At 64.2% G+C, this 25814-nt stretch carries 25 protein-coding genes and 2 tRNA genes; 20 read left to right on the forward strand and 7 right to left on the reverse strand.

The genetic code is table 11. From position 1 onward, the window contains the following. The first annotated feature begins 59 nt into the window (after positions 1-59). The 6 genes from RAD16_RS27860 (at position 60) to RAD16_RS27885 (ending at position 3732) form a co-directional block, all read left to right on the forward strand. Entirely contained in the window at positions 60-488 is a 429-nt protein-coding gene (locus tag RAD16_RS27860) for a PaaI family thioesterase (RefSeq protein ID WP_458161034.1), read from the forward strand. A gap of 158 nt (positions 489-646) precedes the next feature. Further along, on the forward strand, positions 647-1111 hold the full coding sequence (rplM, locus tag RAD16_RS27865; RefSeq protein ID WP_008137961.1) for a 50S ribosomal protein L13: 465 nt from the start codon (positions 647-649) through the stop codon (positions 1109-1111). Between the two features lie 2 nt (positions 1112-1113). Next, entirely contained in the window at positions 1114-1593 is a 480-nt protein-coding gene (gene rpsI, locus RAD16_RS27870; RefSeq protein ID WP_074120606.1) for a 30S ribosomal protein S9, read from the forward strand. 229 nt (positions 1594-1822) lie between these two features. Then, positions 1823-3037: a diguanylate cyclase gene (locus tag RAD16_RS27875; protein ID WP_458161035.1), complete on the forward strand. Its 1215-nt coding sequence runs from the start codon at positions 1823-1825 to the stop codon at positions 3035-3037. A gap of 59 nt (positions 3038-3096) precedes the next feature. Then, positions 3097-3333, forward strand: a complete 237-nt coding sequence (locus RAD16_RS27880; protein WP_458161036.1) for a hypothetical protein — start codon at positions 3097-3099, stop codon at positions 3331-3333. Positions 3334-3435: 102 nt separating this feature from the next. Continuing rightward, the gene (locus tag RAD16_RS27885) at positions 3436-3732 is read left to right on the forward strand and encodes an antibiotic biosynthesis monooxygenase family protein (protein ID WP_080136963.1); all 297 of its coding nucleotides are present in this window, start codon (positions 3436-3438) and stop codon (positions 3730-3732) included. 6 nt (positions 3733-3738) lie between these two features. On the opposite strand, the gene RAD16_RS27890 is transcribed toward RAD16_RS27885, so the two are convergent. Further along, positions 3739-4875 carry an AI-2E family transporter gene (locus RAD16_RS27890; protein ID WP_458161037.1) on the reverse strand — a complete coding sequence of 379 codons (1137 nt, stop codon included), beginning with the start codon at positions 4873-4875 and terminating at the stop codon, positions 3739-3741. 169 nt (positions 4876-5044) lie between these two features. On the opposite strand from RAD16_RS27890, the gene RAD16_RS27895 reads away from it, so the two are divergent. Both RAD16_RS27895 and RAD16_RS27900 read left to right on the forward strand, forming a co-directional pair. Then, on the forward strand, positions 5045-5221 hold the full coding sequence (locus RAD16_RS27895; protein ID WP_458161038.1) for a hypothetical protein: 177 nt from the start codon (positions 5045-5047) through the stop codon (positions 5219-5221). A 90-nt stretch (positions 5222-5311) separates the two neighbouring features. Beyond that, positions 5312-6085 (forward strand): gamma-glutamyl-gamma-aminobutyrate hydrolase family protein, encoded by a 774-nt coding sequence (locus RAD16_RS27900; protein WP_458161039.1) that lies wholly within the window; start codon positions 5312-5314, stop codon positions 6083-6085. Positions 6086-6378: 293 nt separating this feature from the next. Here the strand turns inward: RAD16_RS27900 and RAD16_RS27905 are convergent, their stop codons facing one another. After that, positions 6379-7356, reverse strand: a complete 978-nt coding sequence (locus RAD16_RS27905; RefSeq protein ID WP_458161040.1) for a GlxA family transcriptional regulator — start codon at positions 7354-7356, stop codon at positions 6379-6381. Between the two features lie 150 nt (positions 7357-7506). Between RAD16_RS27905 and RAD16_RS27910 the strand changes: the two genes are divergently transcribed. The 3 genes from RAD16_RS27910 (at position 7507) to RAD16_RS27920 (ending at position 10094) form a co-directional block, all read left to right on the forward strand. Next, positions 7507-7764, forward strand: coding sequence for a tautomerase family protein (locus tag RAD16_RS27910; RefSeq protein WP_326900676.1), 258 nt, complete (start codon positions 7507-7509; stop codon positions 7762-7764). A gap of 168 nt (positions 7765-7932) precedes the next feature. Next, positions 7933-9330, forward strand: coding sequence for an NfeD family protein (locus RAD16_RS27915; RefSeq protein ID WP_458161041.1), 1398 nt, complete (start codon positions 7933-7935; stop codon positions 9328-9330). Beyond that, positions 9327-10094 carry a slipin family protein gene (locus tag RAD16_RS27920; protein WP_458161042.1) on the forward strand — a complete coding sequence of 256 codons (768 nt, stop codon included), beginning with the start codon at positions 9327-9329 and terminating at the stop codon, positions 10092-10094. The genes RAD16_RS27915 and RAD16_RS27920 overlap by 4 nt, the downstream gene beginning before the upstream one ends. A gap of 248 nt (positions 10095-10342) precedes the next feature. Here RAD16_RS27920 and glnA read toward each other — a convergent pair whose 3' ends face one another. Both glnA and RAD16_RS27930 read right to left on the reverse strand, forming a co-directional pair. Next, complete coding sequence (gene glnA / locus RAD16_RS27925) at positions 10343-11752, reverse strand: type I glutamate--ammonia ligase (RefSeq protein WP_458161043.1); 1410 nt, start codon at positions 11750-11752, stop codon at positions 10343-10345. A gap of 150 nt (positions 11753-11902) precedes the next feature. Further along, complete coding sequence (locus tag RAD16_RS27930; protein WP_007603495.1) at positions 11903-12241, reverse strand: P-II family nitrogen regulator; 339 nt, start codon at positions 12239-12241, stop codon at positions 11903-11905. A 381-nt stretch (positions 12242-12622) separates the two neighbouring features. Here RAD16_RS27930 and RAD16_RS27935 point away from each other — a divergent pair, with 381 nt between their 5' ends. After that, complete coding sequence (locus RAD16_RS27935) at positions 12623-14122, forward strand: NAD(P)H-hydrate dehydratase (RefSeq protein ID WP_458161044.1); 1500 nt, start codon at positions 12623-12625, stop codon at positions 14120-14122. 99 nt (positions 14123-14221) lie between these two features. Here the strand turns inward: RAD16_RS27935 and RAD16_RS27940 are convergent, their stop codons facing one another. Beyond that, a complete protein-coding gene (locus tag RAD16_RS27940; protein ID WP_458161045.1) occupies positions 14222-15547 on the reverse strand; it encodes a multicopper oxidase family protein in 1326 nt (441 codons plus the stop codon). Between the two features lie 155 nt (positions 15548-15702). Between RAD16_RS27940 and RAD16_RS27945 the strand changes: the two genes are divergently transcribed. From RAD16_RS27945 to RAD16_RS27955, 3 genes are all read left to right on the forward strand, one after another. Next, positions 15703-15787 (forward strand) — tRNA-Leu (locus RAD16_RS27945). Positions 15788-15965: 178 nt separating this feature from the next. Continuing rightward, on the forward strand, positions 15966-17327 hold the full coding sequence (gene tig, locus RAD16_RS27950) for a trigger factor (protein ID WP_458161046.1): 1362 nt from the start codon (positions 15966-15968) through the stop codon (positions 17325-17327). Positions 17328-17616: 289 nt separating this feature from the next. Then, complete coding sequence (locus RAD16_RS27955) at positions 17617-18252, forward strand: ATP-dependent Clp protease proteolytic subunit (RefSeq protein ID WP_063683139.1); 636 nt, start codon at positions 17617-17619, stop codon at positions 18250-18252. A 2-nt stretch (positions 18253-18254) separates the two neighbouring features. Here the strand turns inward: RAD16_RS27955 and RAD16_RS27960 are convergent, their stop codons facing one another. After that, positions 18255-18521 (reverse strand): hypothetical protein, encoded by a 267-nt coding sequence (locus RAD16_RS27960; protein ID WP_458161047.1) that lies wholly within the window; start codon positions 18519-18521, stop codon positions 18255-18257. Between the two features lie 179 nt (positions 18522-18700). Between RAD16_RS27960 and clpX the strand changes: the two genes are divergently transcribed. The 5 genes from clpX (at position 18701) to RAD16_RS27985 (ending at position 24605) form a co-directional block, all read left to right on the forward strand. Further along, positions 18701-19972, forward strand: a complete 1272-nt coding sequence (clpX, locus tag RAD16_RS27965; protein ID WP_018642420.1) for an ATP-dependent Clp protease ATP-binding subunit ClpX — start codon at positions 18701-18703, stop codon at positions 19970-19972. 323 nt (positions 19973-20295) lie between these two features. After that, on the forward strand, positions 20296-22719 hold the full coding sequence (gene lon, locus RAD16_RS27970; protein WP_458161048.1) for an endopeptidase La: 2424 nt from the start codon (positions 20296-20298) through the stop codon (positions 22717-22719). A 73-nt stretch (positions 22720-22792) separates the two neighbouring features. Then, entirely contained in the window at positions 22793-23197 is a 405-nt protein-coding gene (locus tag RAD16_RS27975; protein WP_458161049.1) for a GFA family protein, read from the forward strand. A gap of 64 nt (positions 23198-23261) precedes the next feature. Further along, positions 23262-23338, forward strand: a tRNA-Val gene (locus RAD16_RS27980). Between the two features lie 406 nt (positions 23339-23744). Then, positions 23745-24605 (forward strand): methyltransferase domain-containing protein, encoded by an 861-nt coding sequence (locus RAD16_RS27985; protein WP_458161050.1) that lies wholly within the window; start codon positions 23745-23747, stop codon positions 24603-24605. Between the two features lie 232 nt (positions 24606-24837). Here the strand turns inward: RAD16_RS27985 and RAD16_RS27990 are convergent, their stop codons facing one another. Beyond that, positions 24838-25812 (reverse strand): cation diffusion facilitator family transporter, encoded by a 975-nt coding sequence (locus RAD16_RS27990; RefSeq protein ID WP_458161051.1) that lies wholly within the window; start codon positions 25810-25812, stop codon positions 24838-24840. Positions 25813-25814 lie beyond the last annotated feature (2 nt).

Below are 25814 nucleotides of genomic sequence, written 5' to 3' on the forward strand. Positions count from 1 at the left end.
ATTGGATGACGCAGATAACCTAATGTAACAGGCCAGGTGAAGCGAGGGTGGGGAATAGCATGGCGGCAGCGAAAATGAGCGTGGCGGAGCTGGAGCAGTTTCTCCGCGACGAGTTTCCCCAGGCCTTCAGCGGCGACGACATCACGATCGAGAGCGCGGACGGCCAGACCTGCCTTCTGCGCCAGAGCTACAGCGAACGGATGCTGCGGCCCGGTGGAACCGTGTCCGGGCCGACGCTGATGGCGCTGGCCGATTTCGCCATGTATGTGGTGCTGCTGTCCGCAATCGGCCCGATCGGGCTCGCCGTGACCACCAATCTCAACATCAATTTCCTGCGGAAGGGGCTGCCGGGGCAGGACGTGCTGGCGGAAGCCCGGCTGCTCAAGCTCGGCAAGCGCCTGGCGGTCGGGGAGGTGAAGCTCCTGTCGGGTACCTCACCCGATCCAATCGCCCATGTCACTTCGACCTATTCCATTCCAAATGTTTGAGCTTTTCGCAGGTAATATCGCACCTTATTTTTAAATAACTGATTTTACTGATGTAATTTCCATTGTCGGGCATTGACCGTTGCGCGTCTCTTCTCTAGAAACCCGCGCAGTCCGGTGCGGTGTTCGCGCCGATATCTCCCGTCCACGGAAACTCCGATATGAAAACCTTTTCGGCAAAGCCGGCTGAGGTGACGAAGAAGTGGGTGCTGATCGACGCCAAGGGTCTGGTCGTCGGCCGCCTCGCCACCATCGTTGCCATGCGCCTGCGCGGCAAGCACCTCCCGACCTACACCCCGCACGTTGATTGCGGCGACAACGTCATCATCATCAACGCGCAGCATGCGGTCCTCACCGGTCGCAAGCGCGAGCAGAAGACCTATTACAAGCACACCGGCTATGTCGGCCACGTCAAGGAGCGCACCGCGCGCCAGATCCTTGAGGGCAAGCATCCCGAGCGCGTGCTCGAGAAGGCCGTCGAGCGCATGATCCCCCGTGGTCCGCTCGGCCGCGTCCAGATGGGCAACCTCCGTGTTTACGGCGGCGCGGATCATCCGCACGAGGCTCAGACGCCCGAGAAGATCGACATCGCCAAGTTGAACCGCAAGAACACGAGGGCCGCATAATCATGGCCGAATCCATCCAGTCGCTCGACCAGCTCTCGCAGCTCAAGACCGCGGCGGCGCCCGACGCGCCCAAGCACGAGAAGAAGGTCGACAAGTTCAACCGCGCTTACGCCACCGGCAAGCGCAAGGACGCGGTCGCCCGCGTGTGGATCAAGCCGGGCGCCGGCAAGGTCACCGTCAACGCGCGTGAGGTCGAGGTCTATTTCGCCCGTCCCGTGCTGCGCATGATGATCGAGCAGCCGTTCTCGGTGGCCCAGCGTTCGGGCCAGTACGACGTGATCTGCACCGTCGCCGGTGGCGGTCTGTCCGGCCAGGCCGGCGCCGTCCGTCACGGCATCTCCAAGGCGCTCACCTATTTCGAGCCGGAGCTGCGCTCGGTGCTCAAGAAGGGCGGCTTCCTCACCCGCGACTCGCGCGTGGTCGAGCGTAAGAAGTACGGCAAGGCCAAGGCCCGCCGGTCCTTCCAGTTCTCGAAGCGTTAATCGCTTCGGTCACATTCGCCGCGAAAGCGGCTTCAATGAGATGCAAAAGGGCGCTGATTTCAGCGCCCTTTTTGTTGTTCGTTTGTATGCAAATTGATGACGTGTTTCCCGAAAACTTGGCCTCGCGTGAAAACCTGAATGGAACCCGCGGGACATAGCGTCGCATTTGGAAGGGCGCGCAAATCGGATGTGCCGATCGCGTAACTGCTATGTTTTCAAGGGGGCCGACATGATGTCGCTCGATAGCATCACGCTCTATTTGGTCGCCACCATGGTTGCCGCACTGCTCGGCGCCATGATGGTGTTTTTCGGCAGGCAGGAAAACAGTCCTGCGCTGAAATGGTGGGGCACTGCGTATCTGCTGGGGGCGGCCTCGGTCGCGTTGTGGACTGCGGCGGGCGACAAGCTCGGGCCGCATCTCTATCTGGCGTTAAATGCCGTCGGATTCGTGGCCTGCGGCATGGTGTGGAATGCGGCACGCGTTTTCCACGGCCGCAAGCCGAACTGGCCCGGCCTCGTGCTCGGCGCGCTGGCCTGGGTCGCCGCGGTGACGCTGATCGATCCCGCGGCGTCCATGCTGCGCATGATCATCGGCGCCGGCATCGTCTCGGTCTATGCGGCGCTGACCGCGAGCGAGCTCTGGGTCGAACGGCGCAAGAGCCTGCAACGGCGCTGGCCGGCCTTCGTGGTGCCGGTGATGCACGGCTGCGTGCTGATGCTGCCGGTCCTGCTCGGCAGCTTCCTGCGCCCGCACGATGCCGCGTTCTCGTCGAGCATCTGGGTCACGGTGTTTGCCGTCGAGCTGATCCTCTATGCCGTCGGCACCGTATTCGTGATCTTCATGCTGGTGTCCGAGCGCACCGTCACTGCGCACCGGACCGCTGCATCCACCGATCCCCTGACCGGCATGCTCAACCGCCGCGGCTTCTCGGAAGCCTGCGGCCGCGTGATCGAGCGTGAGGCCAAGGCCGGACGTCCCGTTACCGTCATGATCTTCGACATCGACCACTTCAAGTCGATCAACGACCGTTTCGGCCATCCCGCCGGCGACGAGATGCTGAAACTGTTCTCGACCGTCGTCGTCAGCAATCTGCGCATCTCCGATCTCTCGGGCCGCATCGGCGGCGAGGAGTTCGCGGCGCTGCTGCCGTGCGCCTTGGAGGAAGGCGTGCTGGTCGCCGAGCGCGTACGCGAAGCCTTCGAGACCTCCGGTATCGTCGTCGATGAAGGCCCGGTCGACACCACCGTCAGCATCGGCGTCGCTGGCGGTCCGGCCGGCACCGAGCTCGAGGTGCTGCTGGCCTCGGCCGACACCGCGCTCTACCAGGCGAAGCGCGGTGGTCGTAACCGCGTCGAGGCCGCGGAAGAGCTGCCGCTGTCGCTGGAGAACTGGCGCCGCCAGAGTGCCGCGCGGGTCGGCGCGGCGCGTCCGATCACGGCGTGAGACAAAGGGCGGCCTTGCGGTAATCTCCTGTTTACCGTTCGATCCATACCATCGTGGTCATGGAATCGATCCCTCGACAGAACCCCCAGGCCGCCCTGATGTCGCTCGAAGCCGCTGCCACCTCGGCACGCGGCGGTTTCGCCTGTTTGTTCTCCACCGCGGACGAATACGAGAGCGCGCTGATCAGCGAGCGCCGCGCCCAGGGTCGCTACACCCAGGCCCGCAGCTATTGGCCGGTCGCACTGTTTGTCGGCTGCACGCTGATCGTGCTGGGCACCGCGCTGCTGTTCTCCTGAGAGCGCCGCATTTCTGACCGGCAGGGCGCCGTTTCGGCGCCTTTTTCTTTGCCTGCGTCTGCGGTAGACACGCCCATCGAACGACAAGATGGGTGGAAACCAATGATCACCGAAATCGCGCAAATCGACGTCAAGCCGGGCAGCGAGAAGGATTTCGAGGCCGCCGTCGCCAAGGCCAAGGCCGCTTTCGGCCGCGCCAAGGGCTTTCACGGGTTTGAACTGCACAAGTCGATCGAGAAGCCGCAGCGCTACCGCTTGATGGTGAAGTGGGCGACGCTGGAGAACCACACGGTGGATTTCCGCGGCTCCGAGAATTTCACCGAATGGCGCGGCCTCGTCGGCCAGTACTTTGCCGCGCCCCCGGAGGTCGAGCACACCGAGACCGTGCTGACGACGTAAGCTGGGTCAGGCCGCCTCCGCAAGGGGCGGTGCCTCATACGTCTTGAAATGGTCGATCATGACCTTGGCGATGGCGACCAGAGGCAGCGCCAGCGCCAGGCCCCAGATTCCGAACACGACGCCGAGCAGGATCTGGAACGCGAACAGCGTGGCCGGCGGGATGTCGAGCGCCTGCCGCTGCAGGATCGGCGTCAGCACATAGCTCTCCATGGCGTGCACGCCCATGAAGAGCAGGAAGGCCGACAGCGCCGGGATCCAGCCCGAGGCGAGGCTCGCCAGCACCACGACGACACCGGCGATGATGGCGCCGACGGTCGGAATGAAGGCGAGCAGACCGGCCTGAATCCCCAGGATGAACGAGCCGGGGATGCCGATGATGGCAAGCCCGATCCAGGTCACGGCGCCGACCGCAATCATCACGACGATCTGCGCGATCAGCCAGCGCTCCAGCGTCTCGCTGATGCGGTCGATGATCAGCGCGGCGCGCGTGCGATGCTTTGCGGGCGCGAGGAACAATAGGCCGTCGTGATAGATGCTCGGCTGTGCCGCGAAGGCGAGGCCGAGAAACAGCACGATGAAGATGTTGCCGACGGCGCTGATTGCGCCGAACAGCAGCTTGAAGGTCTGGCTCACGATCGCACCGCCGCTGGAGGCGAGGGCGCCGGCGCCACCAGGCAATCCGCCGTGCGGGGCCTGGCTCGGAGCGGGCGCAGAGCCGGGCTCGGCGGTCGTGGTGGGCGGGGCATTGCCGAGATCGAACACGCTGGTGTCGATGCCATGGCTCTCGAGGAAGGACCGAACATTGGTGATCTGGGACTTGATGGTCTTGCTCAGCACCGAGGCCTGTTCGGCGATGGTGGCGCCGCCGAGATAGGCGACGCCTGCGAGCAGCACCGCAAGCACGATGCAGACGATCGCAAGCCGCACCGCATGGGGCAGGTGCACGCGACGGCCGAGCGCGTTCGTCAGCGCGTTGAGGCCGACGCCGAGCAGCATGCCGGTGAAGATCAGGAGCAGGGTGGCGGCAAAATACCAGGTGAAGACCAGCATGGCCGTGAACAGCACGACGCCGATGCCGCCGACCGAGATGGCCCAGGCGAGATCGGCGCGGGTCCGGGGGCGTTGGTCTGCGGGAATGGTCACATCGTGTCCTTTACGGCGGCTGCGGGCGGGGCACTCTTTCGGCAAACGCGCTTCCGATCAAGACCGCGTCAACGCGCTGGTTTGACGCTGCCGCGCGAACGGTGCTGCTGACCATGCGAATCTGGTTCTGGGCGACGGCCACGCCATCCGCGGCCTCACCGCCGAGGTGGTGCCCAACGGGTTCTGGCCGATCGATTTCGGCGAGGTGCTCGGGGAGGCCGTGACCCGCGGGATCGAGGCGAAACTGCCTTGGCTGGCCGCGCCGGGCGATCCCGCTGCAACCGCATTGAAGGCCGCAGGCCTGCCGGGCGTGGCCGACGCCCGGGAGGCATTTGCGCGAAAATAGCATTGCCGTCCCGCAATCCCCTCTGTTGAATTTGTTCCATGCCGAGGGCATGTTTGGAGAATCTTCTTCGGCGGGAGGTCGGAACGGGAGATGAGAAAGCCGGTCGTCGGCGTGATCGGGAACGCCCATCGCGTCGAAAATCGATTTCAGGTCCAGATGGTCGGTGAGCGCAATCTGCGCGCCGTGGCCGAGGTTTCCGGCGGGTTGCCGGTGATGTTCGCGGGTGCGCCCGACATCACCGATATCGCGGCGCTGCTCGATACCGTCGACGGTATCGTCCTCACCGGCGCCCGGGCCAACGTCCACCCGACGCGCTTCAACGTCGACCCTTGCGAGAAGCACGAGCCCTACGACATCCACCGCGACGAGGTCGCGCTGGCGCTGTCGGTCGCCTGCGTCTCCCGCGGGATTCCGCTGTTCGGCATCTGCCGCGGCCTGCAGGAGATGAACGTCGCCTTCGGCGGCTCGCTGCACCCCGAGATCCGCGAGATCCCGGGCCGCATGAACCACCGCATGCCGAGACTTGAGAACGGCGAGATCCATCCCGATCCGACCGTGGTGTTCGCCGACCGGCACGACGTCGACCTGACGCCCGGCGGCGCGTTCGCGACACTGCTCGGCTGCGACAAGATCAGGGTCAATTCGCTGCACGGCCAGGGCATCCTCGATCCGGGCAAGCGCGTGCTGATCGAAGGCGTCGCCGAGGACGGCACCATCGAGGCGATCCGCATCGCGGAAGCCCCGACCTTCGCGCTCGGCGTGCAGTGGCACGCCGAATACGATCCGCAGCGCAATCCGATCAACCGGAAGCTGTTCGAGGCGTTCGGCGAAGCCATGGTCGAACGCCAGCGCGCAACGGCGTAGGCGTCTGGCGTGAGCGTCAACGAGTTGCTTTCAACCTAACGCGACCAACTCCGTCATCCTGAGGTGCGAGTGGCGCAGTGCATCTGCACTGCGCCGGGAGCCTCGAAGGATGCACGGCCGAGGTGCCGGCCGAGCCGTCGCCCTTCGAGGCCTCCGCTGCGCTCCGGCGCCTCCAGCGACAATGGCTTCGCCATTGCGCGGGGGTGACGGTGATAGAGTGTTGCTCAGCTGAAGCGCCACGCCGTTCGAGTTATGCCGGATCATCCGCGCGCGCTCCAAACGAGCGGTTAGCCTCACGCCGCCCGCTCCATCCGCCGTGCGCGATAGGCCTGTGGCGACATCAGGGTGAGCTTGCGGAATGCCTTGCGAAAGCTGCTCTCGTCCTCATAGCCGGCGGCGCGCGCGATGGTCTTGACCGGCTGGGTCGTCGTCTCCAGCAGCGTGCGCGCATGCTCGACGCGGCGGCGCATGATGAAGGCCTGCGGCGGTTCGTGGGTGAGTTCCTGAAATTTCCGGTTCAGCGTGCGCTCGCTCAATCCGAGCGCGACGGCAAGGCGCTTGACCGTCATCGTCCTCTTGCCGGCACGGCGCACCAGCAGGTCGGCCCTGGTCAGCAGCGGGTCTTGCGAGAGCAGATAGCCGACGGGCATGAAGATCGACTGGGTGCGTTGCGCGGTGTCGATGACGACGTAGTCCGCGCATAGTTTGGCGATCTCCTTCCCATCCACCATCTCGATCAGCCTGAGCAGGAGGTCGACCCACGACATCGGTCCGGCCGCGCACACGATGCGATCCGTCGCGGTGATGACCGCGTCGGCTGCAAGATCGATGGTGGGATAGCGCTGTCGCAGCTCGCCCTGCAGCCACCAGGTGATGGTGGCGCGGCGATTGTCGAGCAGGCCGGCTCCGGCCAGCAGGAAGACGCCGCTGCAAAACGCGCCGACCAGCCGGCCGTTGGCGTGCTGTTGCCGCAGCCAGGCGCCGGCGCGGGCATATTGCGGTTGCAGCCGCTCGGCCGTGACGTGATCGACGAGGTTGCCGGGGACGAGAATGGCATCGAAGCTCGCGCGTTTGCCGATCGCGCCGTCGACCGCGACCGTCTGGCCGCCGCCGGCGCGCACGGCCTTGCCGTCGAGCGACAGCGTCTGCCAGGTGAAGCGGGATTTGGCGCCGCTCTGCTGCATGACGTGATTGGCAAGCGACAGCACGTCGGCGACGCCGGCGATCGCCGACTGCATGCAACCTTCCAGCGCCAGAATTGCGAGCTTCATGGGACCTCCGGGTGGATGCCGCGATCCTATCCGATCGGCGCGCCGACGCATGGCGGAAATTGCCCGATCTCTGTCTTATCCGCCGCTGCCTCGCCGGCAGTCTCCGGTCCAATCTGCCGCCGTCGTCACCCGACATGATTGGAGAGAGACATGCCTTACGTCACCATTTCCACCGTCCGCGGCATTCTGGATGCCGCGCAGAAGAAGACGCTGCTCGAACGCGTCACCGACCTTCTGGTCGAGGTCGAAGGGCAGGGCAATCCGGATTTCCGCAGGAATGTCTGGGTCCGGATCGAGGAGCAGGAGCCCTCGCACTGGTCACTCGGCGGGATGCAGCCGACGCCGGAGATCATCGCCGGCACGTTCGGCACGATCGGAGCGGATGGCGTGCGGGTCCCGCGGCCGTAGCAGCGCTGAGTTCGCGGGCGGATCAGCCCAAGGCGTGGTCCGCCCCGTCCTGTGCGCAGGCGATCTGCGCGGCGATTTCCATTGCATCGCACAATCACGCCAACGGCCTGCACGGCCACATTGAGGTTCGCAAGACGCGCACCATATGCTCTGCAAGGGAGCCCTGCCGTGCAGACCATGAAGGCGGCCCTCGTTGCGGCGATTGGCGTCGTGGCTTTGATCTGCTGCCTCCTTCCCAGTTCAGCGGAGGAGAACGGCCATCTTGCACTGGTCGTTTCGATCGACGGGGCCATCGGCCCCGCGTCGGCCAGCTACGTGAAGGAGGCCTTGACCAGGGCAAACGAACGGCGTGCCGAGGTCGTGCTTCTGAGAATGAACACGCCCGGCGGTCTCAATTCCAGCATGCGTGAGATCATCGCCGATGTGCTGGCCTCGCCGATCCCTGTCGTCGGTTACGTCGCTCCCCCCGGCGCCCACGCGGCGAGCGCGGGGACCTATATCCTTTATGCGACCCACATCGCGGTGATGGCGCCGGGCACCAACATCGGTGCCGCGACGCCGGTGCAGCTTAGCGGGCCGCTGCCGGGGCTGCCGGGCGGTACGCCGGACAAGGGCGGCAAGGACAAGAAGGATGGTGACCAGCAGAGCGAGCCGAAAGATGCCATGACGGCAAAGGTGACCAATGATGCGGTTGCCTTCATCCGGAGCCTTGCGGAGTTGCGCAACCGCAATGCGGAGTGGGCGGAAAAGGCGGTCCGTGAGGCTGCCACGCTCTCTGCCAACGGCGCGCTGGAGGCCCATGCGATCGATCTCGTCGCGCGCGATCAGGCTGAATTGCTGAGGCAGCTCGATGGCCGGGTGGTGGAGGTTGCAGGGGGCAAGACGCAGCGCCTCGCGACAAAGGATGCGGTCGTTGAAGCCATCGATCCCGGATGGATATCCCGCCTCCTGGCGGTCATCACCGATCCCAATGTGGCATTCATTCTCCTGATGGTCGGCGTCTACGGCCTGATCTTCGAGTTCATGTCTCCCGGAGCCGTCGCTCCGGGAGTCGTCGGCGCGATCTGTCTGCTGATTGGCCTCTATGCGCTCAATTTGCTGCCGATCAGCTATGCCGGCCTGGCCCTGATGTTGGTCGGTATCGTGCTTCTCACCATCGAAGCCTTCAATCCGACCGTGGTGATCGGTCTCGGAGGGATCATCGCCTTCCTGTTGGGAGCGCTGATGCTCTTCAGGGTCGAGGCGCCCGGCTACCACCTCTCATGGTGGGTGATCGGCATCACAGCGGCTGTGTTTGTCGGCTTTGCGTTCGTCGTGCTTGGTTCGCTTCGGCGCGTCGCCAAGGCGCCTGAACGGGTCGGTGCGCGGGCCATGCGAGGCTTGCCCGCCGAAGTTCTCGACTGGAACGGGAGCGAAGGTCACGTCTTCGCCCATGGTGAGCGCTGGCAGGCGCGCGGCGCCGAAACGTTCAAGCCCGGAGAGACGGTCGAAGTCGCCAACGTCATCGACCTGACGCTGCTGATCCGGCACGCACCGGCCCAAACGGGCGAGGGAGGTACATCATGATGCTGGAATATGTGACTTATGCGGCGCTCGCGCTGCTTGTCATCATGTTTCTATCTCAGGCTATTCGAATCCTGCGCGAATACGAGCGTGGCGTCATCTTTACGCTCGGCCGCTTTACCGGCGTGAAGGGCCCCGGCCTCATCATCCTCGTTCCGATCGTGCAGCAACTCGTCAAGGTCGATCTCCGCGTGATGGTGCAGGTCGTGCCGCCGCAGGACGTGATTTCGCGGGACAACGTCTCCGTCAAGGTCAACGCCGTTTTGTACTTCCGCATCGTCGATCCCGAGCGGGCCATCATCAAGGTCGGCGATTACATGGCCGCCACCAGCCAGCTCGCGCAGACCACATTACGCTCGGTGCTCGGCAAACATGAGCTCGACGAGATGCTTGCCGAACGCGACAGGTTGAACGCCGACATCCAAGAGATCCTCGACAAGCAGACCGACGTCTGGGGCATCAAGGTCACCGGCATAGAGATCAAGGACGTCGATATCAACGAGACCATGGTGCGCGCGATCGCCAAACAGGCCGAGGCGGAGCGGTTGCGGCGGGCCAAGGTCATCAATGCGATGGGCGAGCAGCAGGCTGCCGAAAAACTCGTCGAGGCTGGCCGAATTCTCGCGCAGGAGCCTCAGGCGATGCAGCTGCGTTACTTCGCGGCCCTGCACGATATCGCGGGCGAGCGGTCTTCGACCGTCGTCTTTCCGCTGCCGACGGGCTTGCTCGACCATTTCATGCCGCGGCGCGACAATCCCCAGGCATAGACAGCGGGGTGACCGATCTTCGGCCCCTACAAACTGCGATCGAATAAACCAATCAGCAAGAATTGCTGCGCGCCAGTTTTCGCGATTCCGATTCGTTCTTTGAGAACGAAGTGGAGTCAGATGCAGAACGAAAGTTGAGTTTCCGTAGGGCGGATTACGCCTTCGGCTAATCCGCCCTACGATTCCCCACAAACGAAAAGGCGCTCCTTTCGGAGCGCCTTTTGCTTGTCGCAGATAGTTCGGGCGGTTTAGCCCGAATAGTACATGTCGAACTCGACCGGGTGCGGGGTCATCTCGAAGCGCTCGACTTCGGTCATCTTCAGCTCGATATAGGCGTCGATGAAGTCGTCGTCGAACACGCCGCCGTTCTTGAGGAAGCCGCGGTCCTTGTCGAGGTTTTCCAGCGCCTCGCGGAGCGAGCCGCACACCGTCGGGATCTGCTTCAGTTCTTCCTTCGGCAGATCGTAGAGGTCCTTGTCCATCGCCGGACCCGGATCGATCTTGTTCTTGATGCCGTCGAGGCCAGCCATCAGCATCGCGGCGAAGCCGAGATAGGGATTGGCGAGCGGATCGGGGAAGCGGACCTCGACACGCTTGGCCTTCGGCGAAGCGGTGTAGGGGATGCGGCAGGAGGCCGAGCGGTTGCGCGCGGAGTAGGCGAGCAGCACCGGGGCCTCATAGCCCGGGACCAGACGCTTGTAGGAGTTGGTCGACGGGTTGGTGAAGGCGTTGATCGCCTTGGCGTGCTTGATGATGCCGCCGATGTAGTGGAGGCAGGTCTCCGACAGGTCGGCGTACTTGTTGCCGGCGAACACCGGCTTGCCGTCCTTCCAGATCGACTGGTGCACGTGCATGCCCGAGCCGTTGTCGCCAAAGACCGGCTTCGGCATGAAGGTGGCGGTCTTGCCGTAGATGTGCGCGACCTGGTGGATGCAGTACTTGTAGATCTGCAGATGGTCGGCCATCAGCGTCAGCGTGTCGAACTTCATGCCGAGCTCATGCTGGGCGGAAGCGACCTCGTGGTGATGCTTCTCGACCTTGACGCCCATCTTGGCCATGGCACCGAGCATCTCGGAGCGCATGTCCTGCACGGAGTCCTGCGGCGGGACGGGGAAGTAGCCCGCCTTGGTGCGGATGCGGTGGCCGAGGTTGCCGCCCTCATATTCCGTGTCGGTGTTGGTCGGCAGTTCCGAGGAGTCGAGGCGGAAACCGGTGTTGTAGGGGCTGGAGGAGAAACGCACGTCGTCGAACACGAAGAACTCGGCCTCGGGCCCGACGAACACGCTGTCGCCCACGCCCATCGACTTCACCATGGCCTCGGCCTTCTTGGCGATGCCGCGGGGGTCGCGGTTGTAGGGCTCGCCGGTGGTCGGCTCGAGCACGTCGCAGGTGATGACCATGGTGGTCTCGGCGAAGAACGGATCGATCGTCGCGGTCACCGGATCGGGCATCAGGCACATGTCGGACTCGTTGATCGCCTTCCAGCCGGCGATCGAGGAGCCGTCGAACATCGTTCCTTCGGCGAAAATATCCTCATCGATCATGCTGACGTCGAACGTCACGTGCTGCCACTTGCCGCGCGGATCGGTGAAGCGCAGGTCGACGTATTTGACGTCGTTGTCCTTGATCGATTTCAGGACGTCTTTGGCGGTCTTCATGCATACCCCTTTTGGCTCTGCGGGTCGGTTTCCAGATGAGCAGATTCGTTCTCGCTTTCGGCGAGTTGGCGCAACCGCACAAACGAAATCAGGCCGCCGAAGCAGCCTTTTTTCTTTCAGAGTGTCGCAAAATTCGGGATAGCACCCGGCTCAGATAGCGTCCAGCCCGGATTCGCCGGTTCGGATGCGGATCGCCTCTTCGATGTTGGAGACGAAGATCTTGCCGTCGCCGATGCGCCCGGTCTGCGCGGCGCGGCGGATCGCGTCGATGGCGCGCTCGACCAGATCGTCGCCGATCACGATCTCGATCTTCACCTTGGGCAGGAAGTCGACGATGTATTCTGCGCCGCGGTAAAGCTCGGCGTGGCCCTTCTGCCGGCCGAAGCCCTTGGCTTCGGTGACGGTGATGCCTTGAAGGCCGACTTCCTGAAGCGCTTCCTTCACCTCGTCGAGCTTGAACGGCTTGATGATGGCTTCGATTTTCTTCACTGCGCGCCTCCCGGCCTTTCGATCAAATAGCAACGTCTTCGTCAGGATGCGCTTGTCTCACGCACGATCTTGTCTTCGGTATGCCGGGATGCCTGACCAGCCCGGCAACGACGGCCGGCCACACCCTGATGGATGCCAGTGAGCACGACAAACCGAAGCGGCTTCCTCGAAAGCAGGGTCTATGCCAAGTTGCAAATGCCCTGATTATTGGAGCGTTATCAGCCTTTTAACGAGCGCACCCGATAGGTGGAGTCGACCGGCTCAAAATACCGCAGACTACGAAATAGGCAAACGGTTCAATATCTGTGCAGATCGCTGTTCCGTAGGATGTGCCGGCACGGAACGTGCCTGTTGAAAAGGCGATTGGACCAGGGAAGTGGCATGGAAGTACTGACCAACGCTGAAATGCAGCGCGCTGACCAGCTCAGCATTGCGGCAGGCACGCCCGGCTTCAAGCTGATGCTGAGCGCGGGCCAGGCCGTCGCGGAAGCCGCCAATGCGCTGGTGGAGGAGGGGCCGATCCTGATTGTCGCCGGCCCCGGCAACAATGGCGGCGACGGTTTTGTCGCAGCCGCCGAGCTCGCCGCCCAGGGCCGCGAGGTCTCGGTGATCCTGATGTGCGAGCGCGACCAGCTCCAGGGGGACGCGGCCTCCGCCGCGCGCGGCTGGAAGCATCCCGTGCTCCCGTTCAATCCGCAGGCGATCGGAAAGCCGGCGCTGATTATCGATGCCCTGTTCGGTGCGGGCCTCAGCCGTCCCGTCGAGGGCGAGGCACGCGCGATGATCGAGGCGATCAACGCCAACGGCGCGCCCGTGCTGGCGGTCGACCTGCCGAGCGGCATCAACGGCACCCATGCGGCGGTGCTGGGCGTGGCCGTCAACGCCACCGAGACCGTCACCTTCTTCCGCAAGAAGCCGGCGCATCTGCTGCTGCCGGGCCGCATGCATTGCGGCCGGGTGCGCGTCGCCGATATCGGGATCGACGCACAGGTGCTGGACGAGATCGGGCCCGAGATCTTCGAGAACGATCCGGATTTCTGGGGCGCGGCCTTTCCCGTGCCCCGCATCGACGGCCATAAATACGCGCGGGGGCATGTGCTGGCGGTGTCCGGCGATGCCGCGGCGACCGGTGCGGCGCGGCTCGCTGCACGCGGCGCATTGCGCGCCGGTGCGGGCCTCGTGACATTGGCAACGCCGCGCGACGCGCTCGCGATCAATGCGAGCGCGCTGACGGCCGTGATGGTTCGCCCCGTCGACACCGTGGTCGAGTTCGGCGAGCTGCTCGGTGACAAGCGCTACAACACCTGCATGATCGGCCCCGGTGCGGGCGTCGGCGAGCGCACCTGCGATATTGTTCGCACCGCGCTCGCGGCGCAACGGCACCTGGTGCTTGACGCGGATGCGCTGACGAGCTTCGCCGCAAATCCCGAGCGGCTGTTTGAATCAATCAAGTCGTCGCAGGATAATTCCGTCGTGCTGACGCCGCACGAGGGCGAGTTTCCGCGCCTGTTCTCCGACCTCAGCAACAAGACTCCGGGTCGCTCGAAGCTCGAACGCGTCCTCGCCGCCGCCGAGCGCTCCGGCGCCGTGGTGCTGCTGAAGGGCCCCGACACCACGATCGCCGCGCCCGACGGCCGCGCCACCATCGCCGCCAACGCACCGCCCTGGCTCGCCACCGCGGGCGCCGGCGACGTGCTCGCCGGCATCATCGCCGGGCTCCTGGCGCAAGGCGTGCCGGCGTTCGAAGCCGCCAGCATCGGCGTCTGGATGCATGGCGAGGCGGGAAGCGAGGCCGGGCCGGGCCTGATCGCGGAGGACCTGACCGAGACGCTGCCGGCGGTGCACCGGCGGATCTACAACGCGCTCGGGATCGAGTTCTGAGGTGCCGAGTAGGATGGGTAGAGCGCATCGAAACCCATCATCTCGAAACTCGGTGCGACGGCGATGGGTTTCGCTGCGCTCTACCCATCCTACAGAGTCTCACTCGACCGCGTACCAACGCACCAGCCGCGGTGCGGCCCAGTCCGTCACAACAGATTCGATCAGCCATCGCCCCGGCGAGGTCGCGGCGAAGGCGATGCGCTGGGTCTGGCCGGGCTCGACCGCGAGTGTGTCGAGCCAGTAGGGCTTCCAGCCATCGTCGAGCTTGTCGAGCAGGCGGAAATGGTGGCCGTGCAGGTGGAACACAGTCGTGGCCGGGCCGGGGTTCTTCAGGGCCAGAACGACGGTGCGGCCGGTCCTGGCGCGGAACGTCGGCGCTGAGGCGGTGGAGAAGTTTGCCGGCCTCCCCCAGCCGGCCTCGGGCGCGCCAAGCGCGACATCGAACCGCAGGGCGCCTCGGAGGTCGAGCTTCTCGGGCAGGTCGTTCGAGGGCAGCGGCTGAGGCGGCGAGAGCAGTGCGCGCTCGAGCTTGCCGGACATCTTGAGGCTTCCGACCTGGCGCGCCTCCTTGCCGTCATGGAGCAGGAAAGGGGCCGATGTGGTCGCGTCCACAAAGGCGTCGGCCCGCGCGCCCGGCGCCAGCACCAGGGCGCCGTTGCGCGCCGGGAACGGCTCGGCCGGCTGGCCGTCCAGGGCCATGACCTGGACCTCGTGATTCTCCAATTTGATTGCGAGAACAGAGCGTTGCGAGCCGTTGATAAAGCGCAGCCGGAGCCGTTCGCCGGCCGTGGCTGAGACTTCGAATGAAGTCTGCCCATTGAGCGTATAGAGCGCCGTCGTGTCCTTCGCCTCGCGGCCGGGAGGAATCGCGGTGCCATCCGGCCGCAGGCGCCATTCCTCGATCAGCAGGATCACGTCGCGGTCGACGGCGATGCGACTGGCCTCGCTGGCGACGAGGGGAAGTGGGCGGGCAGGTTGCTTGAGGCCGTCCTCGAACAGGCGGAAGTCGGCCAGCAGGGTCCCGGCGTTTGGTATTGAAATAATTGATGTTTCGACGGCGTCCGGCGCGGTCGGCGCGCGCCCCCGGAGCGGGTCGGCAGCGGCCGGGCCATTGAGGCCGTACCAGGCTGGGGCAAGCGGCACAGGCAGGTCGTTGCGAAACACCAATTCGCAGCGGTCGCCGCGCTTGAGACGGACGTCCCCGACGTGGCTTACGGCGGCCAGCTCCCAGATTGGTGTAGCCGGCTGCCCCGGCTTGAGAGCGAGGGTTGCGGGCCGCGCTTGGAGGGCGAGCTGAGCGGTGATCGCCGGGGCCGCGCCGCCCGCAACCAGCCCGGCCGCCGAGGCTCCGAGGGTGGCGCCAACGGAGGCTCCGAGCCCGGCCAAAACCTCGCGCCTGTCGGGGTCGAGAATCCGCGTTTTCATGGGGCAAATCCGGACCATGATGTGCTGGACAAGTCCAGCCATCGTGCCTACTTGAAGAGGGCCTCCAACCGGCCATTTTTTTGCTGCGAACAGTCAGGCACATGCTATAAGCCCGGCCGCCCGCGGCATCGCGGCCGGTCTTGATGCAAATTCACGCGGGCGTGGCGGAACTGGTAGACGCGCTGGATTTAGGTTCCAGTGACGAAAGTTGTGGGGGTTCGAGTCCCTCCGCCCGCACCAAGCGCTTTCAGCGTTTGCACGGATTACTGAGGGGCCTTGCTCCGCGCGGATGTTTTTCCGCCTGGAGCCGGGCTCGATGAACCACCGGCGTTGAGGCATTCGCCTCGCGCTGGATCGATTAATGACAGCGTCCCGACGCGCAACGTGCCGGGACCGAGCGAGAAGAAGATTAGACGCCATGCAGGTCACAGAAACCCTCTCGGAAGGTTTGAAGCACGAGTTCAAGATCAGCGTTCCCGCGTCTGATCTCGACGCCAAGGCCGGTGCCAAGCTCGTCGATCTCAAGGACAAGGTCCGCATCAACGGCTTCCGTCCCGGCAAGGTGCCGGTGACGCATCTGAAGAAGGTCTATGGCCGCTCGGTGATGGCCGAGACCATCGACCAGACCATCCGCGACACCAACACGCAGCTGTTCTCCGAGCGCGGCTTCCGCCTTGCGACCGAGCCGAAGATCACCATGCCGAGCGAGCAGGCCGAGGTCGAGGAGCTGCTGAACGGCAAGACCGATCTGACCTACACCGTTGCCATCGAGGTGGTGCCGTCGATCGCGCTCGCCGACTTCAAAACCTTCCAGGTCGAGAAGCCGGTCGCCGACGTGTCCGACACCGACGTCGACGAGGCCATCAAGCGCATCGCCGACACCAACCGCGGCTATGCCGCGAAGGCCGACGGCGCCAAGGCCGAGTCGGGTGACCGCGTCACCATCAACTTCAAGGGCACCATCAACGGCGAAGCCTTCGAGGGCGGCGCCGGCGAGGGGATCCAGGTCGTGATCGGCTCCAACACCTTCATCCCCGGCTTCGAAGAGCAGCTGATCGGCATCGGCGCGAACGAGACGCGCACGCTGAAGGTGACGTTCCCGAAGAACTACATGAGCGAGAAGCTCGCCGGCCAGCCGGCCGAGTTCGAGACCACCGCGACGCTGATCGAAGCGCCGCAGGACGTCGCGATCGACGACGAGTTCGCCAAGACGCTCGGCCTCGAATCGCTCGACAAGCTGAAGGAAGCCGCGCGCGAGCGTCTGACCGCCGAGTTCGCCGGTGCGACGCGCCAGCGCGTCAAGCGCGCGCTGCTCGACCGACTCGACGAGGCGCATCGCTTCGAGGCACCGCCCTCGCTGGTCGAGGAGGAGTTCAATCTGATGTGGAACTCGGTCAAGGCCGAGATGGACTCCGCCGGCAAGACCTTTGCCGACGAGGACACCACTGAGGACAAGGCCAAGGAAGAGTACCACAAGATCGCCGACCGTCGCGTGCGCCTCGGCCTCGTGCTCTCCGAGATCGGCGAGAAGAACAAGATCACCGTGACCGACGACGAGGTGGGTCGCGCCGTGATCGAGCGTGCGCGCCAGATGCCCGGCCGCGAGAAGGAGGTCTGGGACTTCTATCGCAACAACGCTCAAGCGCTCGCCCAGCTTCGCGCACCGATCTATGAGGACAAGGTCGTCGACTTCATCCTCGAGCTCGCCAACGTGACCGAGAAGAAGGTTTCGCGCGAAGACCTGTACAAGGATGACGAGGCGGAAAAGACCGCCGCCTGAAGGCGTTGAGACAGCCCTCTATTAAGGATGATCAGCGATCAGGCCCGGCTAGCCATGTGGCTGGCTGGGCCTTCTTGCGAGAATCAGCTTCAACTCCCCGGTGGATTAAGCCTTAATTCGCTCCGCACTTGTCTGGCGCGATTTGGGCTATATCTGTCGGTACGCCCTGTACCCGAGTTCCTCTACTAACTAGTCCTGCATCACGGGACGTCCATCGCCCTCCGGCAAATCCAGCCCAACTGGCCAGCCAAGAGGCGCGGTGTCAGCGTCCGAAAAACCTAGGTGACTCATGCGCGATCCGGTTGAAACCTACATGAACCTCGTGCCCATGGTGGTCGAGCAGACCAACCGTGGCGAGCGCGCCTACGACATTTTCTCGCGCCTGTTGAAAGAGCGCATCATCTTCGTGACCGGTCCGGTCGAGGACGGCATGTCGACGCTGATCGTCGCGCAGCTGTTGTTCCTTGAGGCGGAAAATCCGAAGAAGGAAATCTCGATGTACATCAACTCGCCGGGTGGCGTGGTGACGTCGGGCCTTGCGATCTACGACACCATGCAGTTCATCCGCCCGCCGGTCTCCACGCTCTGCACCGGTCAGGCCGCGTCGATGGGCTCGCTGCTGCTCTGCGCCGGCGAGAAGGACATGCGCTTCTCGCTGCCGAACGCGCGCATCATGGTCCATCAGCCCTCCGGCGGCTTCCAGGGCCAGGCCACCGACATCATGCTGCACGCTCAGGAAATCCTGAACCTGAAGAAGCGGCTCAACGAGATCTACGTGAAGCACACCGGCCAGACCTACAAGACGATCGAGGACGCGCTGGAGCGCGACAAGTTCTTGACCGCCAACGACGCCAAGGAGTTCGGTCTGGTCGACAAGGTCATCGACAAGCGCGCCGAGGAACCGGCGGCAGCGAAGGCCCCGTAGCACTACTGGTCTGTTACGGCGATACCTTTGGGATCGCCGTAACCATCAGGGCGGCGTTCACGTTTCGAGCGCGCGTATGCGCTGAAAGACGCTGATTTGCGCCCTGCGGCAGGCAGAAAGTTCCGCTTTCGTGCTTGTTTTTCGTGGCAATCCAGCAACGCCGGGGTGATTTCCATCACTTCGCCCGTGCCAAGACCGGAAATCACGGTATTGTCACGGGTAGCCGGCGACCCCCGATTAGCGAATTCTTGATAGTCGGGTGACAGCATGGTTGGCTACGAATGATCGGCTATGATCGCGGGAGAATCGAGTGACCGTGATTCGCACGGGATGTAACGCGTAGGGTCTTTTTTGGTACGGAATTTGCTCTATTTGAACTTCATGCCGACCGTCGTGTCGGAATGGAGCGATCGAGCGGAACGGGATCGAACCGCGGACGGAGACAGGAATGAGTAAGGTCGGCACGAGCGACTCCAAGAACACGCTATATTGCTCGTTCTGCGGCAAGAGCCAGCACGAAGTCCGCAAACTGATCGCGGGTCCCACGGTCTTCATTTGCGACGAGTGCGTCGAGCTCTGCATGGACATCATCCGCGAGGAAAACAAATCCTCGCTGGTCAAGTCGCGCGACGGGATTCCGACGCCGAAGGAAATCTGCAAGGTGCTGGACGATTACGTCATCGGCCAGAGCCATGCGAAGAAGGTCCTGTCGGTCGCGGTGCACAACCACTACAAGCGCCTCAACCATCAGACCAAGCACAACGACGTCGAGCTCGCGAAGTCGAACATCCTGCTGATCGGTCCGACCGGCTCGGGCAAGACGCTGCTCGCGCAGACGCTCGCCCGCATCCTGGACGTGCCCTTCACGATGGCCGACGCGACGACGCTGACCGAAGCCGGCTATGTCGGTGAGGACGTCGAGAACATCATCCTGAAGCTGCTGCAGGCTGCCGACTACAATGTTGAGCGCGCCCAGCGCGGCATCGTCTACATCGACGAAATCGACAAGATCAGCCGTAAGTCCGACAATCCCTCGATCACGCGCGACGTGTCGGGTGAGGGCGTGCAGCAGGCGCTGCTGAAGATCATGGAAGGCACGGTGGCTTCGGTCCCGCCGCAGGGCGGCCGCAAGCATCCCCAGCAGGAGTTCCTGCAGGTGGATACCACCAACATCCTGTTCATCTGCGGCGGTGCGTTCGCCGGCCTCGAGAAGATCATCTCGGCGCGCGGGCGGTCCACCTCGATCGGTTTCGCGGCCCAGGTGATGGCGCCGGAGGACCGCCGTACCGGCGAAATCTTCCGTCACGTCGAGCCTGAGGACCTGCTGAAGTACGGCCTCATCCCGGAATTCGTCGGCCGTCTGCCCGTCGTGGCGACGCTGGAGGATCTGGACGAGACCTCGCTGAAGAAGATCCTGACCGAGCCGAAGAACGCGCTGGTGAAACAGTACCAGCGGCTGTTCGAGATGGAGAACATCGAGCTGACCTTCGCCGACGAGGCGCTTGGCGCGGTCGCCCGCAAGGCGATCGAGCGCAAGACCGGCGCGCGTGGTCTGCGTTCGATCCTCGAGGCGATCCTGCTCGAGACCATGTTCGACCTGCCGGGCCTGGAAGGTGTGGAAGAAGTCGTGATTTCGCGCGAAGTCGTGGAAGGTACGGCCCGTCCGCTCTACATCTACGCCGATCGGACCGATCGCGCCGTCGAGAATGCCAGCGCCTGATTTGCGGCGCTGCACGCTCCAACCGTCTTTCATAGTGGCGGCTGCGGAATGCTCTTCCGCAGCCGATGTTGCGTCGCTTATTTGCGTGCGTAAGCGCCTGATGGCGCGCGTCTTTCAATGACTTGACACCCCCCCGGTCGATAGCCACCTAATGTCGACGGCGAGCGAGAATTCTGTTCAAGATTCGCCTCTGTTCCGATCCGGCAAGCCCGGTCCAACCTACGAATGGTAGACCGGTTTTTCGGATCACGTCGGCACCTTGTGGCGGTTGCGCATGAAGACGGCGGGCTGCGTGCAAGGGGGCAAAGCAAAAGGAAAAGGCCATGACTAATCCAAAACCCCGGCCAACCATCGTCCACGGCGAAACGCACGCCTATCCCGTGCTGCCGCTGCGCGACATCGTCGTCTTCCCGCACATGATCGTTCCGCTCTTCGTCGGTCGCGAAAAGTCGATCCGCGCGCTCGAAGAGGTGATGAAGAACGACGCGCTGATCATGCTCGCGACGCAGAAGAACGCGTCCGACGATGATCCGGCGCCCGATGCGATTTACGAGACCGGTACGCTCGCCAGCGTGCTGCAGCTCTTGAAGCTTCCCGACGGCACCGTGAAGGTGCTGGTCGAAGGGCTTGAGCGTGCGCGCGTGCAGAAGTACACCGATCGCGCCGACTATTACGAAGCGACCGCCGTGGCGCTCGCCGACACCGATGCGAAGTCGGTCGAGGCCGAGGCTCTGGCGCGCTCGGTCGTGTCCGACTTCGAGAGCTATGTGAAGCTCAACAAGAAGATCTCGGCCGAGGTCGTCGGCGTCGTGCAGGCGATCACCGATTTCGCCAAGCTCGCCGACACCGTTGCCTCGCATCTCGCGGTCAAGATCGCCGATCGCCAGGGCATCCTGGAGACGCTGTCCGTCACCACGCGCCTGGAGAAGGTGCTGGGCCTGATGGAGAGCGAGATCTCGGTGCTGCAGGTCGAGAAGCGCATCCGCTCGCGCGTCAAGCGCCAGATGGAGAAGACCCAGCGCGAGTATTATCTCAACGAGCAGATGAAGGCGATCCAGAAGGAACTCGGCGACGACGACGGTCGCGACGAGCTCGCCGATCTCGAAGAGAAGATCTCCAAGACCAAGCTCTCCAAGGAAGCGCGCGATAAGGCGCAGCATGAATTGAAGAAGCTGCGCCAGATGTCGCCGATGTCCGCGGAAGCGACCGTCGTGCGCAACTATCTGGATTGGCTGCTGTCGATTCCGTGGAACAAGAAGTCCAAGGTGAAGAAGGATCTGGAAGCGGCGCAGGCCGTTCTGGACTCTGATCACTACGGACTGGAGAAGGTCAAGGAACGCATCGTCGAGTATCTCGCGGTGCAGTCGCGCGCCAACAAGCTGACGGGCCCGATTCTGTGCCTCGTCGGTCCTCCCGGCGTCGGCAAGACCTCGCTCGGCAAGTCGATCGCGAAGGCGACCGGACGTGAGTTCGTGCGCGTCTCGCTCGGCGGCGTGCGCGACGAGGCCGAGATCCGCGGTCACCGCCGCACCTATATCGGCTCGATGCCCGGCAAGATCATCCAGTCGATGCGGAAGGCGAAGTCGTCCAATCCGCTGTTCCTGCTGGACGAGATCGACAAGATGGGCGCCGACTTCCGCGGCGATCCATCCTCGGCCTTGCTCGAGGTCCTCGACCCCGAGCAGAACGGGACCTTCAACGACCACTATCTCGAGGTCGACTACGATCTGTCCAACGTGATGTTCATCACGACCGCGAATACGCTCAATATTCCCGGACCGCTGATGGACCGCATGGAGATCATCCGGATCGCGGGCTACACCGAGAACGAGAAGGTCGAGATCGCGCGCAAGCATTTGATCCCGAACGCGGTGTCCAAGCACGGCCTGGACTCCAAGGAGTTCTCGATCGACGACGACGCGCTGCTGCTTCTGATCCGCCGCTACACCCGCGAAGCGGGCGTGCGTAACCTGGAGCGTGAGCTCTCCACACTCGCCCGCAAGGCGGTGAAGGAGCTGATGATCTCCAAGAAGAAGTCGGTCAAGGTCACCGAGAAGACTCTGGAAGAGCTGCTCGGCGTGCCGAAGTACCGCTTCGGCGAGATCGAGAGCGAGCCGCAGGTCGGCATCGTCACCGGCCTTGCCTGGACCGATGTCGGCGGCGAGCTGCTGACCATCGAAGGCGTCATGATGCCCGGCAAGGGCAAGATGACCGTCACGGGCAATCTGCGCGACGTGATGAAGGAGTCGATCTCGGCGGCGGCGTCCTACGTCCGCTCGCGGGCGATCAACTACGGCATCGAGCCGCCGATGTTCGACCGTCGTGACATCCACGTGCACGTGCCGGAAGGCGCGACGCCGAAGGACGGTCCGTCGGCGGGCGTCGCCATGGCCACCGCGATCATCTCGGTCATGACCGGCATTCCGGTCCGCCATGATGTCGCGATGACCGGCGAGATCACGCTGCGTGGTCGCGTGCTGCCGATCGGCGGTCTGAAGGAGAAGCTGCTGGCGGCTGCCCGCGGCGGCATCAAGACGGTGCTGATCCCCGAAGACAACGCCAAGGATCTCACGGAGATTTCCGATGCGATCAAGGGCGGCATGGAGATCATCCCGGTCTCCCGTCTCGACGACGTCGTCGCCAAGGCGCTGGTGAAGAAGCCCGTGCCGATCGTCTGGGAAGAGGACACCAAGGTGACGGTGAAGCCGGACGGCGACGAAGCCGCCGGCGGCCTGACCGCTCACTGAGATCGCAATTCGAAAAGATGATAAAACGGCGCCTTCGGGCGCCGTTTTTGTTTGGGGGCAAGGGACGCGGGCGATGCAGATCGACGGGCAATGCCATTGCGGCAAGATCACCTTTGAGGCCGAGATCGACCCTGATGCGGTCTCGGTCTGCCATTGCCGGGATTGCCAGGCCCTGACGGGATCGCCGTTCCGGGTGACGGCGATCTGCACCGCTGCCGACGTCAGGCTCACCGGCGGCACGCCAATGGTCTACGGCAAGCGCGGCGACAATGGCCGGATGCGCTTCCAGCACTTCTGCGCCGATTGCGGTTCCCCGCTGTTCACCAGCGGCGAGGGCGACCAGGCCGACGATTGGGGCATCCGCTGGGGCGCGATCCGCCAGCGCGACGCCCTGCGCCCGGTCAGGCAGATCTGGTGCCAATCGGCCGCTGTCTGGATCGATGCAGTGCCGCTGCTGCCGGGCAGGCCGAGGGATTGAGGGTGCCAGGATTGCCGTTCCGCACTTGCCCCTAGGGGGCGGGTAAGGATAAAGAGGCGCCATGGGGCGATTAGCTCAGCTGGTTAGAGCATCTCGTTTACACCGAGAGGGTCCGCGGTTCGAATCCGTGATCGCCCACCATCTTGCGCTCGCGCAGCGATGCGGGCCGCCACGCCAAAGCCCAACAGGCGAGGGCGGGAGTTGGGCGGCTAGCTTCGACCAAGCGAGGCCGAACCATTTGTGATCATTGTCACAGCCGCCCGGGCCTGTATGGGCCAAGGTCATCCCCGCAAGTCACAGCGGAGGGTTGGCCCAATGTGTGCGCTGCTGGATCTTATCTATCGCCATTGCTGCCGAGCGTGCCTGCGCGAAGCGCGCCGCATGAGCCAAGGCGGTTCGACCATCGCACTCTGGTAAGTCCGGGCCTGACGACGCGACGGAGCGCCCCCCGGAAGGGTGCACCCGTCATTCCGACGTGATATCGCCGCTGTGCGGTCGCAGAACCGCGACGGAACGCATCGCGCGGATCCGACAGACTGGGGACACCATGGAACAGCCAAGCGGGCACGAGCAGAACGCCGACCAGATCGCCTATTGGAACGGCCCGAGCGGCCAGCGTTGGGCCGAGCGTCATTCGGCACAGGAGAGCCTGCTCGGACCCATCGCCGACGTGCTGATCGAACGCGCAAGGCCGAAGCCGGGCGAGCGCGTTCTCGATGTCGGCTGTGGTTCGGGTGCGACGACGTTTGCGTTCGCGAAGGCGGTGGCGCCCGACGGCTTTGCGCTTGGCCTCGACGTATCCGAACCGATGCTGTCGCAGGCGCGCGCGTTTGCGCCAAAGGGCCTGCCGCTCGATTTCGTGCTGGCAGATGCGACGGTCTATCCGTTCGAGCCGGCCAGCTTCGATTTGCTCGCCTCGCGCTTCGGCGTGATGTTCTTCGCCGACCCCATCGCCTCCTTCATCAATTTGCGCCGTGCGCTGCAGCCGTCCGGACGGCTCGCCTTCGCCTGCTGGCGCGAGCCGAAGGAAAATCCGTGGATGATGGCGCCGCTGATGGCGGTCTACAAGCACGTGCCGAAGATGCCGCCGGTCGGGCCGGAAGAGCCGGGCCCGTTCGCCTTCGCCTCGGAAGAGCGGGTGATGCGCATCCTGAAAGGCGCCGGCTTCGCGGACGTGGCGATGGCGCCGCATAATCTGCCGATGGACATCGCCATCGGTGGCGGGCTCGATGCCGCCGTCGACGGCTCGCTCCAGATCGGCCCCGCCAGCCGCGCGCTGCAGGGCCATCCGCCGGAGACGTACGCCGCCGCGAAAGCCTCGATCCGCGAGACGCTCGCGCCGTTCCTGAAAGGGCAGAGCGTGTCGCTGCAGGGCGCGATCTGGATCGTGACGGCGAGGGCCTCGTAAGGCGCGTGTCTATCAGACCCGTCATCCAGCGGCGCGATGCGCAGCATCGCGCCGGGAGCCTCGAAGGATGAACGGCCGAGATGCAGCCGGGCCGTCGCCCTTCGAGGGCCGCTGAAGAAGCGGCCACCTCAGAGTGACGGTGAGAGATTTGGGACGCTGCTCCAACCTCGTCGTCCCTAATGACGGTGTGAATGCGGAGGCGCCCTAATCGGCGAGCATCATCCGCACCCCCTCACACCACATCATCCGGCGCCAGCGCGCAGCCATTGTCCGGATGGGTCTCGACCTGAAGTGTGGTGTGGCCGATGCGGTAGGTCGTCTTCAGGAGCTGCGCCGTCTCCATCAGGAACGCGTCGACGGTGCCGGCGGGCATGACGAGATGGCAGGTCAGCGCCGTCTCGGTGGTTGAGATCGGCCAGACGTGCAGATCGTGGATCGCCGATACGCCCGGCCGCGCCAGCAGGAACGCCCTGATTTCGGCAAGGTCGGTCCCCTTGGGCGCCGCCGCCATCGACATGTCGATGGAGCCGCGCAAAAGGCTGGTGGTGCTCCAGAGGATGGTGGCGCAGATCACGAGGCTGGTGACGGGGTCGAGCCAGAGCCAGCCGGTCCAGATGATCAGCGCTGCCGAGACCACGACGCCGAGCGAGACCGCGGCGTCGGCGGCCATGTGCAAATACGCGCCTTCGATGTTGATGTCGTCCTTGCGGCCGCTCGCGAATAGCATCGCGGTGAAACCGTTGATGAGGATGCCGATGCCGGCCACCACCATCACGGTGACGCCCGCAACCGGCTCCGGCTCGCGCAGGCGCAAAATCGCCTCCCAGCCGATCGCGCCGGTTGCGACCAGCAGGAATACGGCGTTCGCCAGTGCAGCCAGGATCGTTGAGGCGCGCAGGCCATAGGTGAAGCGGCCGCTCGGCGCGCGCCGCGCCGCGATCGATGCGCCCCAGGCCACGACGAGGCCGAGCATGTCGGAGAGATTATGGCCGGCGTCCGCGAGCAGGGCGGTGGAGTTGCCGATATAGCCGTAGACCGCCTCGGCGACGACCAGCGCGGTGTTGAGCGTGATGCCGATCGCGAACGCCTTGCCGAAATTGGCGGGCGCGTGGACGTGTCCGGCGCCCTGGGCGTGATCATGGCTATGGCCATGCCCGTGATCGGCATGATCATGCTGGTGATGATCGTGATGGTCGTGGTTGCCCAAAC

Source organism: Bradyrhizobium sp. 18BD, assembly GCF_054185225.1.